The organism is Streptomyces sp. NBC_00193 (assembly GCF_026342735.1).
Taxonomy (GTDB): Bacteria; Actinomycetota; Actinomycetes; order Streptomycetales; family Streptomycetaceae; genus Streptomyces; species Streptomyces stoeckheimensis.
On the sequence record NZ_JAPEMM010000001.1, the window covers coordinates 800598 to 814885 of the forward strand.

Sequence of the window (14288 nt, forward strand, 5' to 3'; positions counted from 1 at the left end):
TTCCAACTCGCGAGGTACCTGACCGCACGGTGATCCGTGCCGTACTACGTGCTTGGTGTCGCCTCGGCCTCATCGGCCAGGGCTTCGTGCAATTCCGCCGTGTCGAACGGTCCTGCGGACTTGAAGGCCCGGGAGAACGCCCTGCGGCGGACAGCCTGGTCGAGGCAGACCACGGCGGGGTGCACGTACGCACCCCGGCCGGGCAGCGTACCGCGAGGATCGGAGACACATTTGTCACCGACCGCCACGATGCGCAGCAGATCGCTCTTGGCCGCTCGCTCCCGACACCCCACACAGGTGCGTTCGGGGCATGCGCGGGCTTGCGTCCGGCCAGACACGCTTAAGTCTACCTCCCCGCACCGACCTCACCCCTTCGGGCGAAAAATCGAACGGATGTTGTCGTGATCACTAGTGCCGGGTCCGGCCGCCGAAACCTCGGCGGCGGACGGCCGTGCACGTCGAGCAGGGCTCTTGTCGCCCCTGCTGTTCTTGTGTACCGCCCGAACAGCTCCGGGCGGTAGCGGTTTTATTCCCCGCGGTGGTCGTCGCGCCGGTCGTCCCGGCGGTCGTCGCCCCGGTCGTCGCGGCGCTCGCCGCGGTCGCGGTCGTCCCCGTCCGAGGGCTGCTCGGTGTCGGGACGGATGTCGATGCGCCAGCCGGTCAGGCGAGCGGCGAGGCGGGCGTTCTGGCCCTCCTTGCCGATGGCCAGCGACAGCTGGTAGTCGGGCACGGTCACCCGTGCGGACCGGGTGTCCCAGTCCACGACCTCGACCTTGCTCACCCGGGCGGGTGACAGGGCGTTGGCGACCATCTCCGCCGGGTCGTCCGACCAGTCGACGATGTCGATCTTCTCGCCGTGCAGTTCGGCCATGACGTTGCGCACGCGGCTGCCCATCGGGCCGATGCAGGCGCCCTTCGGGTTGAGGCCGGAGCGGTTGGCGCGGACGGCGATCTTGGTGCGGTGACCGGCCTCACGGGCGATCGCGCAGATCTCGACGCTGCCGTCGGCGATCTCCGGGACCTCCAGCGCGAACAGCTTCTTCACCAGGTTCGGGTGGGTGCGCGACAGGGTCACGGACGGACCGCGGACACCCTTCGCCACCCGCACGACGTACGACTTCAGGCGCAGTCCGTGCGTGTACTCCTCGCCGGGGACCTGCTCCTGCACCGGCAGCATGGCCTCCATCTTGCCGATGTCGACGAGGACGTTCTTCGGGTCCTTGCCCTGCTGCACCACGCCGGTGATGACATCACCCTCGCGGCCCAGGAACTCGCCGAAGGTCAGGTCGTCCTCGGCGTCGCGCAGACGCTGGAGGATCACCTGCTTGGCGGTCGTCGCGGCGATGCGGCCGAAGTCCGACGGGGTGTCGTCGAACTCCTTGGCCTCCTGGCCCTCTTCCAGGTCCCTCGGGTCCTCGGTCGCCCACACGATCACGTGACCGTTGGTGCGGTCGAGCACGACGCGTGCGCGCCGGAAGCTTCCCTCGGTGCGGTGGTACGCGATGAGGAGGGCCGACTCGATCGCTTCGACGAGCAGGTCGAAGGAAATCTCCTTCTCCCGGACCAGACCCCGTAGGGCACTCATGTCGATGTCCACGACTACGCCTCCTCTTCCTTCTTGTCCTTGCGGTTGAACTCGATCTCGACACGCGCCTTGGCGATGTCGGTGAAAACGATGCGGCGGGCGGTCGCCTTGCGGCCCTTCACGCCCGGGACCTCGAGGTCCATGCCCTCGTCGTCGACGTCGAGGATGCGGGCGATCACTTCCCCGCCGTCCGACGTCTGGAACTTCACGAGCCGGCCGATCGCCCGGATGTAGTGACGGTGCTCGGTCAGCGGGCGGTCAGCGCCCGGCGAGCTCACTTCGAGGACGTACTCGTCCTCTCCCATCGCGTCGGTCTCGTCCAGCAGGTCGGAGACCTCGCGGCTCAGCTCGGCGCACGCGTCCAGCTCCACGCCGTCGTCGGAGTCCACGATGATGCGCAGCATCCGGCGCTTGCCCGCCTTGGACGTCTCGATCTCCTCGAGGTCCAGGCCCTTGGCGGCGACGAGCGGCTCCAGCAATGCGCGCAGCCTGTCGCTCTGGGTGGTGCTCATCCGGGTGACTCCTCGGCCGCGTGTGCTGTTGTGATTTCCGTCGTGCGTCAGGTCAAAGGGTATCCGGTCGCGGAGGGTGTTGCCGTCCGCGCTGCGGAGGGGGCCCCGGGTACCGTGATCACACCCTGCCCGCCTTCACCCCTAGGACGTATGCGTGCCCCCGATCCTGCCGTCGCGAAGAGGCCTGCTCGCCGGTGCCGCGGGCATCGCCGGAGCCGCGCTGCTCAGCGGTTGCTCCGACGACGGACCGCCCGCCGCGGACCCCGAGGTTCCACTCGAACGGCGGATGCGCGAGACGGCCGTTCGTGAGAGCGAGCGACTGCTGGAACGTTACGACGCCACGAGCGCGGCCCATCCGGCCCTCGCGCAGCGCCTCGCACCGCTGCGCGGCTCGGTCGCGGCGCACGCGGCGGCCCTCGCCGAGGGGGCCCCGGCATCCTCGCCGTCCCGTTCCGCCTCCGCCGCCTCCCCCGTCCCGTCCGGCGGCGCGGCCGCCGCTCCCCCCGCTCCGGGCGCCGCGCCGGTGCCCGCCGCGCCCGCCGAGGCGCTGACCGCGCTCGCGGACGCCGAGCGGAGCCTGGCCGAGGCCCGGACGATCTCCCTGGCCGAAGCCCCCGGGGAGCTGGCCCGGCTGCTCGCCTCGGTGGCGGCGTGCGGCCACGTGCACGCGTACCTGCTGACCTCGACCCCGGGAGCCTCCTCGTGACGCCCACCCCCTCCCCCGCCGCGCAGGTCCTGGAGGCCGCGCAGGCCGCGCTCGCCGCCGAGCACGCGGCCGCGTACGGCTACGGCGTGATCGGGGCCCGGGCCGCGGCCGCCCGCTCCGCCGAGGCCCGCGAGGCGCACGGCGGGCACCTCGCGCGCCGCGACGCGCTCACCCGCACCGTGCGTGAGCTGGGCGGTTCCCCCCGCCCCTCGGAGGCCGCGTACGCCCTGCCGTTCACCGTGCGCACGCCCGCCGACGCCGAGCGGCTGGCCGCCGGGATCGAGGACCGGGTGGCGGGTGCGTACTCCGATCTGGTGCGCGCCGCCGAGGGCCGGTTGCGCCGCGAGGCGGCTGACGCGCTGAGCGCCGCGGCCCTGCGGGCGGCACGCTGGCGTGGTGGCGGCGTAGCCTTCCCAGGGCTCACGGAACGCGCGGACACACCGCGGACCTAGCGCGCAAGCATGCGCGACGAGCCCGGGCACAGCTGAAAGGGACCACGCACGCATGGCTTTCGAACCGCCGCAGCGGCTTGTACGGGCGCTCGGCGAGCTGCCGGAATCGGCGCACGTCTCGGACTGGCTGGGGCAGCTCCCCGGCCTGGCGGAGGCCGCGCTGGCCCGGCGCGGAGTACAGGCCCAGCGGGTGCAGGCCCCCGGCGGCCGCAGCAGCCTGGTCGTCCTCGTCCGGTACGCCGACGGGACCCCGGCCGCGCTGAAGCTGGCCCCGCCGGGGCTCCGGCCCGACCGGGAACTGGCCGCGCTGGCGCACTGGGGCGGCTTCGGGTCGGTACGGGTCCTGGACACGCGCCACCACGAGGAGGACGGGGCGCTGCTGCTGGAGCGGCTGCACCCCGAGGTCTCGCTGCGGTCGCTGCCGGAGGCGAAGGCGCTGCTGGAGGCCTGTGGCACGCTGCGCAGGCTCTGGGTGGCCCCGGCGCCGGGGCACGGCTGGGAGACGGTCGCCGAGCGGACCTCCGAGCAGGCCGAGGTGCTCCGCAAGGCTCCCCCGGAGGCGGCGGAGCTGGCCTCCGCGGCGCTGGCGGCCCGCGAGGAGCTGACGGCGGCGCCGGCCGAGGAGCTGCTGCTGCACGGCAACTTCCGGCAGGGCAAGGTCCTCGCCGGCGAGCGCGCTCCGTGGCTGGCGGTGGGCCCGGACCCGATGGTCGGCGAGCGGGCCTACGACCTGGCGCGGCTGGTACGGGACCGGCTGGAGGACCAGATGGCCTCCTCGGCGGGGGCCGCGGGCGCCCGGCGCCGGGTGAACAAGCTGGCCGACGCGCTGGAGGTGGACCGGGACCGGCTGCGCGGCTGGACGCTCTTCCGGGCGGTCGAATCGGGCAACCGGGCGCTGGCCGCCGGGCGGCGGCGGGACGCGGAGCTGCTGCTGGAGTTCGCGGGCTGGTTGTAGGGCATAAACCCTGTGGGGGCAGTGCCGCCCGGCAGGAGCAGGAGGCCGTCATGGTCGAGGAACTGCTGACAGCCGGCGCCGTCGCGGGCGTCGGGATCGTGGTCTACCTGGGCGCCGCCGCCCGCGTGGTGAAGCAGTACGAGCGGGGCGTGGTCTTCCGCCTGGGCCGTCTGCGGGGCGGCGTCCGCGGGCCCGGATTCACCTTCGTGGTCCCGGCCGTGGACCGGCTGCGCAAGGTCAACATGCAGATCGTGACGATGCCGGTGCCCGCGCAGGAGGGGATCACGCGGGACAACGTCACGGTGCGGGTGGACGCGGTCGTGTACTTCAAGGTGGTGGACGCGGCCAACGCGATCATCGAGGTCGAGGACTACCGGTTCGCCGTCTCCCAGATGGCGCAGACCTCGCTGCGGTCGATCATCGGCAAGTCCGACCTGGACGATCTGCTCTCCAACCGGGAGCAGCTCAACCAGGGCCTGGAGCTGATGATCGACAGTCCGGCGGTGGGCTGGGGCGTCCAGATCGACCGGGTGGAGATCAAGGACGTGTCGCTCCCGGAGACGATGAAGCGGTCGATGGCCCGGCAGGCGGAGGCCGACCGGGAGCGGCGGGCGCGGATCATCAACGCGGATGCGGAGCTCCAGGCGTCGAAGAAGCTGGCCGAGGCGGCGGAGGTCATGTCGGAGCAGCCCGCGGCGCTGCAGCTGCGTCTGCTCCAGACGGTCGTGGCCGTGGCGGCGGAGAAGAACTCCACCCTCGTCCTCCCGTTCCCGGTGGAACTCCTCCGCTTCCTGGAACGCGCGGCCCCAGCACCTGCGGCGCCTGCCGCGGCGGCCCCTGCCCCGGCGGCGCCGTCTGCGGGCATCGCGGCCCCTGCCCCGGCACCGGGGCCGACGGACACCTCTGCGGGGCTCGGCCCCGGGGCCGTTGTGGAGCCCTGCCTCGACGGGTCCCCGCCGCCGGCGGAGCCGGACGTACCGCGCGGGTAGGCGCTGCGCGGAGCCGTCCCCTACCCGCCCTTCCACCGTTCCCCGGGCGCTGCCCGGACCCGCGCCTCAAACGCCGGCGAGGCTGAGGGATGCCCCCGGGCTCTGCCCGGACCCGGTCCTCAAACGCCGGACGGCTGGGTTGGCGCTGCCCGGGCTGGAAAATTCAGCCTCGCCGGCGTTTGAGGCGCGGGGTCCGGGGCGGAGCCCCGGGGAACGGGCGAAGGGTGGGTAGGGGAACCCCGCCCCGCGCGGTTACGCCGTCGCGGTCAAGCGGGTCAGGGCTTCCTCCAGGGGGAGTTCCTCGCGGGTGCCGGACCGGCGGTCCTGGAGTTCCACCACGCCGTCCGCGGACCGGCGGCCCGCGACCAGGATCCACGGGACCCCGATGAGCTCCGCGTCGGTGAGCTTCACCCCGGGTGACAGGCCGGGCCGGTCGTCCAGGAGGACCCGGAGACCCGTCCCGACCAGGGACTCCGCCGCCGTCTCCGCCAGGGCGAGCGGAACCGCCTTGCCCGCGGCCACGACGTGCACGTCGGCCGGGGCCACCGCCGCCGGCCAGCACAGGCCCCGCTCGTCCGCCGTCTGTTCGGCCAGCGCGGCCACCGCGCGGGACACGCCGATTCCGTAGGAGCCCATCGTGACCCGGACCGGCTTGCCCTCCTTGCCGAGGACGTCGAGCCCGAAGGCGTCCGCGTACTTCCGGCCGAGCTGGAAGATGTGCCCGATCTCGATGGCCCGGTCCAGGCGGAGCCCGGTGCCGCAGGACGGGCAGGGGTCGCCCGCCTCGACGACGACCACGTCCAGGTACCGGTCCACCTCGAAGTCCCGCCCGCAGACCACGTTCCGGGCGTGCGTGTCGGACTTGTTGGCCCCCGTCACCCAGGAGGTGCCCGGCGCGACGCGGGGGTCGGCGAGGTAGCGGACCTTTTCCAGGCCCTGCGGGCCCACGTAGCCCCGTACGAGGTCGGGCCGGTCGGCGAAGTCCTCCGCCGTCACCAGCTCCACGACGGCCGGGGCCAGGTGCTCCCCGAGCTTGCCGAGGTCGACCTCCCGGTCGCCCGGTACGCCGACGGCGGTGATCTCCCCGTCGACCTTGACGAGGAGGTTCTTCAGGGTGGCCGACGCGGGGACGCCCAGGTGCGCCGCCAGGGTCTCGATGGTGGGGGTGTCGGGGGTCGGGATCTCCTCCAGCGGGCCGTGCTCCCCCGCGGCCGGGGTCAGGGCGAAGGTCACCGCCTCCGTGTTGGCCGCGTAGCCGCAGGAGGGGCAGTCCGCGAAGGTGTCCTCGCCGGCCGGGGCCGGCGCCAGGAACTCCTCCGACGCCGAGCCGCCCATCGCGCCCGACACCGCCGACACCACCCGGTGGTCGAGGCCGAGCCGCTCGAAGATGCGTACGTAGGCCTCGCGGTGGAGCCGGTAGGACTCCGCCAGGCCCTCGTCGGAGACGTCGAAGGAGTACGAGTCCTTCATCTGGAACTCGCGGCCGCGCAGGACGCCCGAGCGGGGCCGCGCCTCGTCCCGGTACTTGGTCTGGATCTGGTAGAGCATGACCGGCAGGTCCTTGTAGGACGTGCACTGGTCCTTGACCACCAGGGTGAAGATCTCCTCGTGGGTGGGGCCGAGCAGGTAGTCCGCGCCCTTGCGGTCCTTGAGCCGGAAGAGCAGGTCCCCGTACTCCGACCAGCGGCCGCTGACCTCGTACGGCTCCTTCGGCAGCAGCGCCGGGAGCAGCACTTCCTGCGCCCCGATCCCGTCCATCTCCTCGCGGACGATGCGCGAGACGTTGTCCAGGACCCGCTTGCCGAGCGGCAGCCAGCTCCACACTCCGGCGGAGCTGCGCCGGACGTAGCCGGCCCGGACCAGGAGGCGGTGGCTGAGGGTCTCCGCGTCGGCGGGGTCCTCGCGGAGGGTCTTGGCCATGAGGCGGGACATGCGCTGCACGTGTTGCGTTGACATGACGGGAGGCTATCGGGGGCTCCGGGGCGCGCGGAAACGGATTGAGCGCCTCAGGGGTCGGGGCGTACGGGATCCGGGCCGTACGGGGTCAGGGTCTGCGCAGCGGCAGCGGGGCGCCCATGACGGCGTACGGGAGGCTCGCGCTCGGGAAGAGGACCTGGCGGGCCAGGTCCGTGTAGCCGAGGGAGCCGTAGAGGCCGCGGGCGGGGCTGTCGGTGTCGATCGCGGAGAGGATCGAGCGGTCCTCGGCGGCGGTGTCGGTGATCAGGGTGATGAGGGCGCGGCCGACGCCCTTGCCCTGGAAGCCGGGGTGGACGTGGAGCTCGGTGATCACGAAGGACCCGTCGAGCCATTCCTCGTGGCCGCCGGCCCGCAGATAGGGCTCGACGACTCCGGACCACCAGTGCGTGCGGTCGTTGGGCATGCCGTAGACGAACCCGGCGAGCCCGCCGTCCTCGGTGAACGCGCCGAGCGCACGGGCTCCGCGGCAGGTCATGTGGCGCTGGACGATGTAGCGCCGGATGCCGACCTCCTCCTCGCTGAGTCCGAAGGCCATGGCCTGCACGCGCAGGGCCTCGTCGACCCGGGCGGCGAGGTCGAGGGGCCCGATCCGCAGTCCGGCGGGCCGGCCGGGGTCTTCTCCCGCGGGGGTTGGCATCATGCGGCGACCTTACTGGCCGACCGTGCGATCGAACAGGAAGATCGGAACAGGACGCGGAAACGGCACGCTCGGCAGCGGACGCCCGGCACCGGCACGCTCAGAACAGCACGCTCATGAACGCGCCGACCTCGCGGAAGCCGACCCGGCGGTAGGAGGCCCGTGCGGCGGTGTTGAAGTCGTTGACGTAGAGGCTGACCACGGGGGCCACGTCCCGGAGCGCGTACGCGACGACGGCGGCCATCCCGGTCTCGGAGTGCCCGCGGCCGCGGAACTCGGGGGCCACCCAGACGCCCTGGATCTGGCAGGCGCGGGAGGTCGCGGCGCCGATCTCGGCCTTGAAGACGACCTTGCCGTCCTCGATGCGGGCGAAGGAACGCCCACTGGCGACCAGCTCGGCGACCCGGGCCTGGTAGAGCAGGCCGCCGTCGCCCGTCATCGGGGAGATGCCGACCTCTTCGGTGAACATGGCCACGCAGGCGGGCATGATCAGGTCCATCTCGTCCTTGCGGATCCGGCGCACCCGGGGGTCGGCGGTCACCGTGGTGGACGGCTGCTCCATGACCATGAGGGGCTGGCGGGAGCGGACGTCTCGGGCCGGGCCCCAGCTCGGCTCCAGGAGCTGCCAGAGCAGGCCGGTGGCCTCGGCGGGGCCGACGATGGAGGAGCAGCGGCGGCCGGTGCGCCGGGCGCGGTCGGCGAAGGCCCGTACCGCGTCGGGACCGGCGCAGACGGGCACCAGGTTGGCGCCGGCGTAGCAGAGCGAGCGGAGCTCGCCGTCTGCGTACCAGCCCCACATCTCGCCGCCCAGGCGCCACGGGTCGAGCCCGGCGACCTGGACCCGGGAGGTGACGAACGCGTTCTCGACCGGCTCGCGGCCGAGGATGTCGAGCGCGGCGTCGAGATCACTGGGCTCAAGGACCCGGGTGGTGGTCTGCGTCAACACTGGGGCCTCACCATGCAAGTCTGCTGATCTCCGCACTGTACCCGGAGCGGCTCCGAGATGCCCCCGAGGGCCCTCGGGGCGCCTCCGGGGCGGTCGGCGCCTCCGGGGCGCTGTCGTGCCCGCAGGCCCGCATGCAGACGGGCCCGGGGCCGCACCTGCGGCCCCGGGCCCGTCACGCAAAACCAGCGGGAAACTACCGGCGGAACATCAGACGCCGATCGCGACGGTCGGCTCGCCCGACATCACGCCGTCCTTCTCCATCTGCTCGGCGATCTTCATCGCCTCTTCGATGAGGGTCTCGACGATCTTCGACTCGGGAACGGTCTTGATGACCTCGCCCTTGACGAAGATCTGGCCCTTGCCGTTGCCGGAGGCGACGCCCAGGTCGGCCTCACGGGCCTCGCCGGGGCCGTTGACGACGCAGCCCATGACCGCGACGCGCAGCGGGACCTCCATGCCCTCCAGGCCCGCCGTGACCTCCTCGGCCAGCTTGTAGACGTCCACCTGGGCGCGCCCGCAGGACGGGCAGGAGACGATCTCCAGGCGGCGCGGCTTGAGGTTCAGCGATTCCAGGATCTGGATGCCGACCTTGATCTCCTCCACCGGCGGGGCCGACAGGGAGACGCGGATCGTGTCGCCGATGCCCTCGGAGAGCAGCGCGCCGAAGGCGACGGCGGACTTGATCGTGCCCTGGAACGCCGGGCCGGCCTCGGTGACACCGAGGTGCAGCGGGTAGGTGCACTGGGCGGCCAGCTGCCGGTAGGCGTTGACCATGACCACCGGGTCGTTGTGCTTGACCGAGATCTTGATGTCGCTGAAGCCGTGCTCCTCGAAGAGGGAGGCCTCCCACAGCGCGGACTCGACCAGCGCCTCGGGCGTGGCCTTGCCGTACTTCTTCAGCAGTCGCGCGTCGAGCGAGCCGGCGTTGACGCCGATCCGGATCGGGGTGCCGGCGTCCTTGGCGGCCCGCGCGATCTCCTTGACCTTGTCGTCGAACTGCTTGATGTTGCCCGGGTTCACGCGGACGGCGGCGCAGCCCGCGTCGATCGCGGCGAACACGTACTTCGGCTGGAAGTGGATGTCGGCGATGACCGGGATGTTCGACTTCTTCGCGATCACCGCGAGCGCATCGGCGTCGTCCTGCGTCGGGCAGGCCACGCGGACGATGTCACAGCCGGACGCGGTCAGCTCCGCGATCTGCTGGAGCGTGGCCCCGATGTCGGAGGTCCTGGTCGTGGTCATGGACTGCACGGAAATCTGTGCGTCACCGCCGACGGCGACCGAGCCGACCTGGATCTTGCGGCTGAACCTGCGCTCGGCCAGCTTCGTCGGCACGGCCGGCATTCCGAGAGAGATGGCAGTCATCTGCTGTGCAACCCCAAGGGTGTGGATATAGGTGCCGGGATCGGCGGGCTCCGACCTCCGAGATTACGCCAACCAGCACGCCTCACGTGCACCGCCGGTCGCGTGCCACTCGAACGTAGGGAGCCGGGCACGAAGAGTGCCCGGCTCCCGTTCGCATGCAGTACGGATGGCCCGTACGAGATCCCGCGGATCTTTCGATCAGGTGATTTTAATGGGATTGACCACGTCTGCGGCCAGTACCAGCAAGGTGAAACAGAGGAAAACTCCGGCCACCACGTACGCGGCGGGCATCAGCTTCGCCACGTCGAACGGGCCCGGGTCGGCGCGCCGGAAGACGCGCGCGAAGGCCCTGCGCACCGACTCCCACAGGGCGCCGGCGATGTGCCCGCCGTCCAGGGGCAGCAGGGGCAGCATGTTGAACAGGAAGAGGGAGAGGTTGAACATGCCCAGCACGTTCAGCATGATCGACATCCGCTGCTCGCTCGGGATGTCCAGGGCCGCGATCTCCCCGTTGATCCGGGCCGCGCCGACGATGCCCATCGGGGAGTCCGGCTCTCGCTCGGCTCCGTTGAAGACCGCGTTCCACAGGGCCGGGATCTTGCCCGGGAGCTGGGCCAGACCCTGCACGCTGCTCTGGACGACCTCGCCGACCCGGTCCGCGGACTGGGCGAAGGTGAGCGGGGCGATCACGGACTTCGGGCCGACGCCGAGGTAGCCGGCCGACACGTACTCGCCCTTGACGTAGCCGCCGTGGCCGTCGGTCTTGCCCACGCGGTTCTCCACGAGGACCGCCTGGAGGGTCACCTTCTGCCCGTCGCGCAGGACGGTGAGGGTGGCCGGGCCGATGGTGCTGCGGATGTTCTTCTGGAGGGTGTCCCAGTCCTCGACCGGCTTGCCCTGGAAGGCCACGATCTTGTCGCCGACCTCCAGGCCGGCGGCCTTGCCCGGAGCAGCCGGGTCGCCCGCCCGGCAGGCGTCGCGGTTCTCGCTCTGCTTGATCACGCAGTCGGTGACGGTCTGGACCTGGGTGGTCGTCTGCTGGACACCGAAGGTCATCCACACGCCGAAGAAGATCGCCATCGCCAGGACCAGGTTCATGAACGGTCCCGCGAACATCACGATCACGCGCTTCCACGGCTTGCGCGTGTAGAAGAGCCGCGATTCGTCGCCCGGCTGCAGTTCCTCGTACGCCGCCGAGCGCGCGTCCTCGATCATCGAGCGGAACGGCGACGTGGAGCGGGCGGTGACCTTGCCGTCCTCGCCCGGCGGGAACATCCCGATCATGCGGATGTAGCCGCCCATCGGGATGGCCTTGAGCCCGTACTCGGTGTCGCCCTTCTTGCGCGACCAGATGGTCCGGCCGAAGCCGACCATGTACTGGGGCACGCGGATGCCGAAGAGCTTGGCCGTGGAGAGGTGGCCGAGCTCGTGCCAGGCGATGGAGAAGAGCAGCCCCACCACGAAGACGAGCACGCCGATCAAGGTCAGCAGTACGGTCATGCGCGCGCCTCCAGGGCGGCCCGTGCCGCCATCTCCTGTGCCCGGGCCCTGGCCCAGGTCTCCGCTTCAAGGACGTCCGCGACCGTGAGGGAAGTTCCCTTGGCCGGGGTCCCGTGTTCATCGACCACGGCAGAGACCGTATCCATGATTGCTGTGAACGGGAGCCGACCGGCCAGGAACGCCTCTACGCACTCCTCGTTCGCCGCATTGAACACGGCGGGCGCGGTACCGCCCAGGGTGCCGACGTGCCGGGCCAGGCCCACCGCCGGGAAGGCCTCGGTGTCCAGCGGGAAGAACTCCCAGGTGGAGGCCTTGGTCCAGTCGAAGGCGGTGGACGCGTCCGGGACCCGCTGGGGCCAGCCGAGGCCGATCGCGATCGGGCCGCGCATGTCCGGCGGGGTGGCCTGGGCCAGCGTGGAGCCGTCCGTGAACTCCACCATGGAGTGCACGTACGACTGCGGGTGGACCACGACCTCGATCCGCTCGAAGGGGATGTCGTAGAGCAGGTGCGCCTCGATGACCTCCAGCCCCTTGTTGACCAGGGTCGCCGAGTTGACGGTGATCACCGGGCCCATCGCCCAGGTCGGGTGGGCCAGGGCGTCCTCCACCGTGACCGAGGCCAGCTCGGCGCGGGTGCGGCCGCGGAAGGGCCCGCCGGAGGCGGTGACCACGAGCTTGCGCACCTCGGCGCGGGTGCCCGCGGCCAGGGCCTGGAAGAGCGCCGCGTGCTCGGAGTCGACCGGGATGATCTGGCCCGGCTTCGCCAGGGCCTTCACCAGCGGGCCGCCGACGATCAGCGATTCCTTGTTCGCGAGGGCCAGGGTCCGCCCGGCCCGCAGCGCGGCGAGGGTGGGAGCGAGGCCGATGGAACCGGTGATGCCGTTGAGCACGGTGTGGCACTCGGAGGCGGCGAGTTCGGTGGCCGCGTCCGGGCCGACGAGGATCTCGGGCAGCGGCTCACCGGCGCCATACTCGGCGTCCAGCGCCTCCTTGAGGGCCGGTACGACGTCTTCGCGTGCGACGGCCACGGTGTTCACGCGCAGGAGCCTGGCCTGCTCGGCCAGCAGCGCGACCCGGCCGCCGGCGGCGGACAGGGCCGTGACCCGGAACCGGTCCGGGTTGCGCAGGGCGAGGTCGATGGCCTGGGTCCCGATGGACCCGGTGGAGCCGAGGATGACGATGTCCCGACGGCCGGCCGCGGGGTCGAAGAGGAGATGCGGATCGGCAAGGGGGGATGGGCGGTCGCTCATGGACCCATTGTTGCCGCAACTCAGGGGCGCCCGGACACGGAGCCCCCCTCCGATACCCGAAGGAGAAGGTGCGGGAGCGTCCCGGCGAAGTCCGGGAGGGTACAGGCCACCCGCCACCAGGCGTCCGGATCGGAGCCGAGGGCCAGCGCGAACAGCCGGTCGGCCTCGGACCGCGCGGCGAGCACCGGGGCGGGCGGCTCGTGGCGGTCGGGGTGGTCGACCTCACCCAGCCAGTGGTCCTCGTCCAGGGCCCAGCAGGCGGGGGCCTTGTGCCGGATCACGTCCTCGCCGGTGAGCAGCCCGCGGGCGAGGCAGTCGCGCACCCACCGGATGTCCTCCTGGACGCCTTCCATGGGCACCGCGAGGCTGGCCAGGGCCAGTTCGCGGTCCACGCCCGCGACGGGCTCGGCGGTCCCGGGCGCCACGGAGCGCACCGCCTCGGCGAGCCCGGGGACCGGTGGTCCTTCGGCGGGCTCCGGCAGGGTGCCGCGCACGATCCGGGCCACCAGGACCGGCAGGGTGCCGGGGAAGGCGGGGGCGTGGCGCAGCAGTTCCGCCCAGAGCCGGGGGTCGTCGCGCAGGGGGCGCAGCGCCCGGGCGACGGCCGTGCGCATCCCCGTCCGCTCGGGCAGGGTCCAGCGCAGGCCGCGGGTCCCGGTCAGATCGGTGAGCAGCAGGGTGCGGTGCGCGGGGGCCACGTGGGCGACGAGTTCCTCGTGCGTGACCCGGCCCATCCGCACGGCGCGGACGGCGGGCCGGTGCCAGGAGGGCCCGTCCGCCGCGGTGGTGAGCAGCCCGTGGACGGTCTCCCGGGGCAGGTCCTCGACGAGCAGCAGGGCTTCGACGGAGCCGGCCGGCAGCGGCCGGCGGAGGTGTTCGGCGAGCAGCAGCTCCGGGTCCGGGTGGTGGCGGAGCGTCAGGATGTCCAGCGGGACCCGCGGTCCGCGCCGGCCGTGCCGGCGGAGCAGGCCTATGAGCTCGGCCGCGGTGAGCGGCTCCTCGCCGGCATCGCGGCCGAGCTCGGTGCGGAGCACCGGCAGGAGTTCCGGCGGGGTCCGGCGGCGGGCGTACCGGGCGGGCCCGGGCAGGCCGGGCAGCGGACGGCCCACGACGCGGGGGTTGCGGGCGACGTAGGTCCGGTCGGCCGCGCTTCCGTGGCGGAGCAGCAGGGTGACGGTCGAGGCCGCCAGCCATTCGTCCCGGCACAGGTACTTGAAGGCGGGCTCGTCGAGCCGGCCGATCATGTCGGTGACGACGTGGTCCGGTGCGTGGCGCAGCAGGTGCGCCACGCACCAGGCCAGCCGTCGGCTGGTGCGGTCTTCCTCGGCCGTCGGCATCGTTCTCGTCCGCCTCGCGCTGTGCTCGGTACGCGTACCCGTACTCATACCTGTGCTCGTACCCGTACTCGTACTCG

At 72.2% G+C, this 14288-nt stretch carries 14 protein-coding genes; 4 read left to right on the plus strand and 10 right to left on the minus strand.

The genetic code is table 11. The features are described from left to right. Positions 1 to 44: 44 nt before the first annotated feature. The 3 genes from OG898_RS03155 to rimP form a co-directional block, all read right to left on the minus strand. The gene (locus tag OG898_RS03155; RefSeq protein WP_266954868.1) at positions 45 to 338 is read right to left on the minus strand and encodes a YlxR family protein; all 294 of its coding nucleotides are present in this window, start codon (positions 336 to 338) and stop codon (positions 45 to 47) included. Positions 339 to 526: 188 nt separating this feature from the next. Then, the gene (gene nusA / locus OG898_RS03160; protein ID WP_250749264.1) at positions 527 to 1597 is read right to left on the minus strand and encodes a transcription termination factor NusA; all 1071 of its coding nucleotides are present in this window, start codon (positions 1595 to 1597) and stop codon (positions 527 to 529) included. Between the two features lie 2 nt (positions 1598 to 1599). Continuing rightward, the gene (gene rimP / locus OG898_RS03165; protein WP_243337559.1) at positions 1600 to 2097 is read right to left on the minus strand and encodes a ribosome maturation factor RimP; all 498 of its coding nucleotides are present in this window, start codon (positions 2095 to 2097) and stop codon (positions 1600 to 1602) included. A gap of 154 nt (positions 2098 to 2251) precedes the next feature. Here rimP and OG898_RS03170 point away from each other — a divergent pair, with 154 nt between their 5' ends. From OG898_RS03170 to OG898_RS03185, 4 genes are read left to right on the plus strand one after another with little or no spacing between them, the layout of a single operon-like run. Then, positions 2252 to 2803: a hypothetical protein gene (locus tag OG898_RS03170; RefSeq protein ID WP_250749267.1), complete on the plus strand. Its 552-nt coding sequence runs from the start codon at positions 2252 to 2254 to the stop codon at positions 2801 to 2803. Continuing rightward, positions 2800 to 3255, plus strand: coding sequence for a ferritin-like domain-containing protein (locus tag OG898_RS03175; RefSeq protein ID WP_250749270.1), 456 nt, complete (start codon positions 2800 to 2802; stop codon positions 3253 to 3255). The genes OG898_RS03170 and OG898_RS03175 overlap by 4 nt, the downstream gene beginning before the upstream one ends. A 52-nt stretch (positions 3256 to 3307) precedes the next feature. Next, positions 3308 to 4210, plus strand: coding sequence for an aminoglycoside phosphotransferase family protein (locus OG898_RS03180; protein ID WP_250749271.1), 903 nt, complete (start codon positions 3308 to 3310; stop codon positions 4208 to 4210). 50 nt (positions 4211 to 4260) lie between these two features. Continuing rightward, a complete protein-coding gene (locus tag OG898_RS03185) occupies positions 4261 to 5199 on the plus strand; it encodes a slipin family protein (protein WP_266954873.1) in 939 nt (312 codons plus the stop codon). A gap of 252 nt (positions 5200 to 5451) precedes the next feature. On the opposite strand, the gene OG898_RS03190 is transcribed toward OG898_RS03185, so the two are convergent. From OG898_RS03190 to OG898_RS03220, 7 genes are all read right to left on the minus strand, one after another. After that, positions 5452 to 7155, minus strand: coding sequence for a proline--tRNA ligase (locus OG898_RS03190; RefSeq protein ID WP_266954875.1), 1704 nt, complete (start codon positions 7153 to 7155; stop codon positions 5452 to 5454). Between the two features lie 88 nt (positions 7156 to 7243). Continuing rightward, positions 7244 to 7813 carry an N-acetyltransferase gene (locus OG898_RS03195; RefSeq protein ID WP_250749307.1) on the minus strand — a complete coding sequence of 190 codons (570 nt, stop codon included), beginning with the start codon at positions 7811 to 7813 and terminating at the stop codon, positions 7244 to 7246. 100 nt (positions 7814 to 7913) lie between these two features. Then, the gene (locus OG898_RS03200; RefSeq protein WP_250749274.1) at positions 7914 to 8759 is read right to left on the minus strand and encodes a GNAT family N-acetyltransferase; all 846 of its coding nucleotides are present in this window, start codon (positions 8757 to 8759) and stop codon (positions 7914 to 7916) included. A 207-nt stretch (positions 8760 to 8966) separates the two neighbouring features. Then, positions 8967 to 10124: a flavodoxin-dependent (E)-4-hydroxy-3-methylbut-2-enyl-diphosphate synthase gene (gene ispG, locus OG898_RS03205; protein WP_250749283.1), complete on the minus strand. Its 1158-nt coding sequence runs from the start codon at positions 10122 to 10124 to the stop codon at positions 8967 to 8969. A 198-nt stretch (positions 10125 to 10322) separates the two neighbouring features. Next, positions 10323 to 11624: an RIP metalloprotease gene (locus tag OG898_RS03210; RefSeq protein WP_250749286.1), complete on the minus strand. Its 1302-nt coding sequence runs from the start codon at positions 11622 to 11624 to the stop codon at positions 10323 to 10325. After that, positions 11621 to 12874 carry a 1-deoxy-D-xylulose-5-phosphate reductoisomerase gene (gene dxr / locus OG898_RS03215; RefSeq protein ID WP_250749289.1) on the minus strand — a complete coding sequence of 418 codons (1254 nt, stop codon included), beginning with the start codon at positions 12872 to 12874 and terminating at the stop codon, positions 11621 to 11623. Before dxr ends, OG898_RS03210 begins: the two co-directional genes overlap by 4 nt. A 20-nt stretch (positions 12875 to 12894) precedes the next feature. Beyond that, positions 12895 to 14259, minus strand: coding sequence for a hypothetical protein (locus tag OG898_RS03220; RefSeq protein ID WP_266954880.1), 1365 nt, complete (start codon positions 14257 to 14259; stop codon positions 12895 to 12897). Between the last annotated feature and the right edge of the window lie 29 nt (positions 14260 to 14288).

Excerpts from the sequence above, each read along its gene's own strand:
- rimP (WP_243337559.1), bottom strand. The coding sequence starts at position 2,097 with ATGAGCACCACCCAGAGCGACAGGCTGCGCGCATTGCTGGAGCCGCTC.
- OG898_RS03180 (WP_250749271.1), top strand. The coding sequence starts at position 3,308 with ATGGCTTTCGAACCGCCGCAGCGGCTTGTACGGGCGCTCGGCGAGCTG.
- OG898_RS03185 (WP_266954873.1), top strand. The coding sequence starts at position 4,261 with ATGGTCGAGGAACTGCTGACAGCCGGCGCCGTCGCGGGCGTCGGGATC.
- OG898_RS03190 (WP_266954875.1), bottom strand. The coding sequence starts at position 7,155 with ATGTCAACGCAACACGTGCAGCGCATGTCCCGCCTCATGGCCAAGACC.
- OG898_RS03195 (WP_250749307.1), bottom strand. The coding sequence starts at position 7,813 with ATGCCAACCCCCGCGGGAGAAGACCCCGGCCGGCCCGCCGGACTGCGG.
- ispG (WP_250749283.1), bottom strand. The coding sequence starts at position 10,124 with ATGACTGCCATCTCTCTCGGAATGCCGGCCGTGCCGACGAAGCTGGCC.
- OG898_RS03210 (WP_250749286.1), bottom strand. The coding sequence starts at position 11,624 with ATGACCGTACTGCTGACCTTGATCGGCGTGCTCGTCTTCGTGGTGGGG.
- dxr (WP_250749289.1), bottom strand. The coding sequence starts at position 12,874 with ATGAGCGACCGCCCATCCCCCCTTGCCGATCCGCATCTCCTCTTCGAC.
- OG898_RS03220 (WP_266954880.1), bottom strand. The coding sequence starts at position 14,259 with ATGAGTACGGGTACGCGTACCGAGCACAGCGCGAGGCGGACGAGAACG.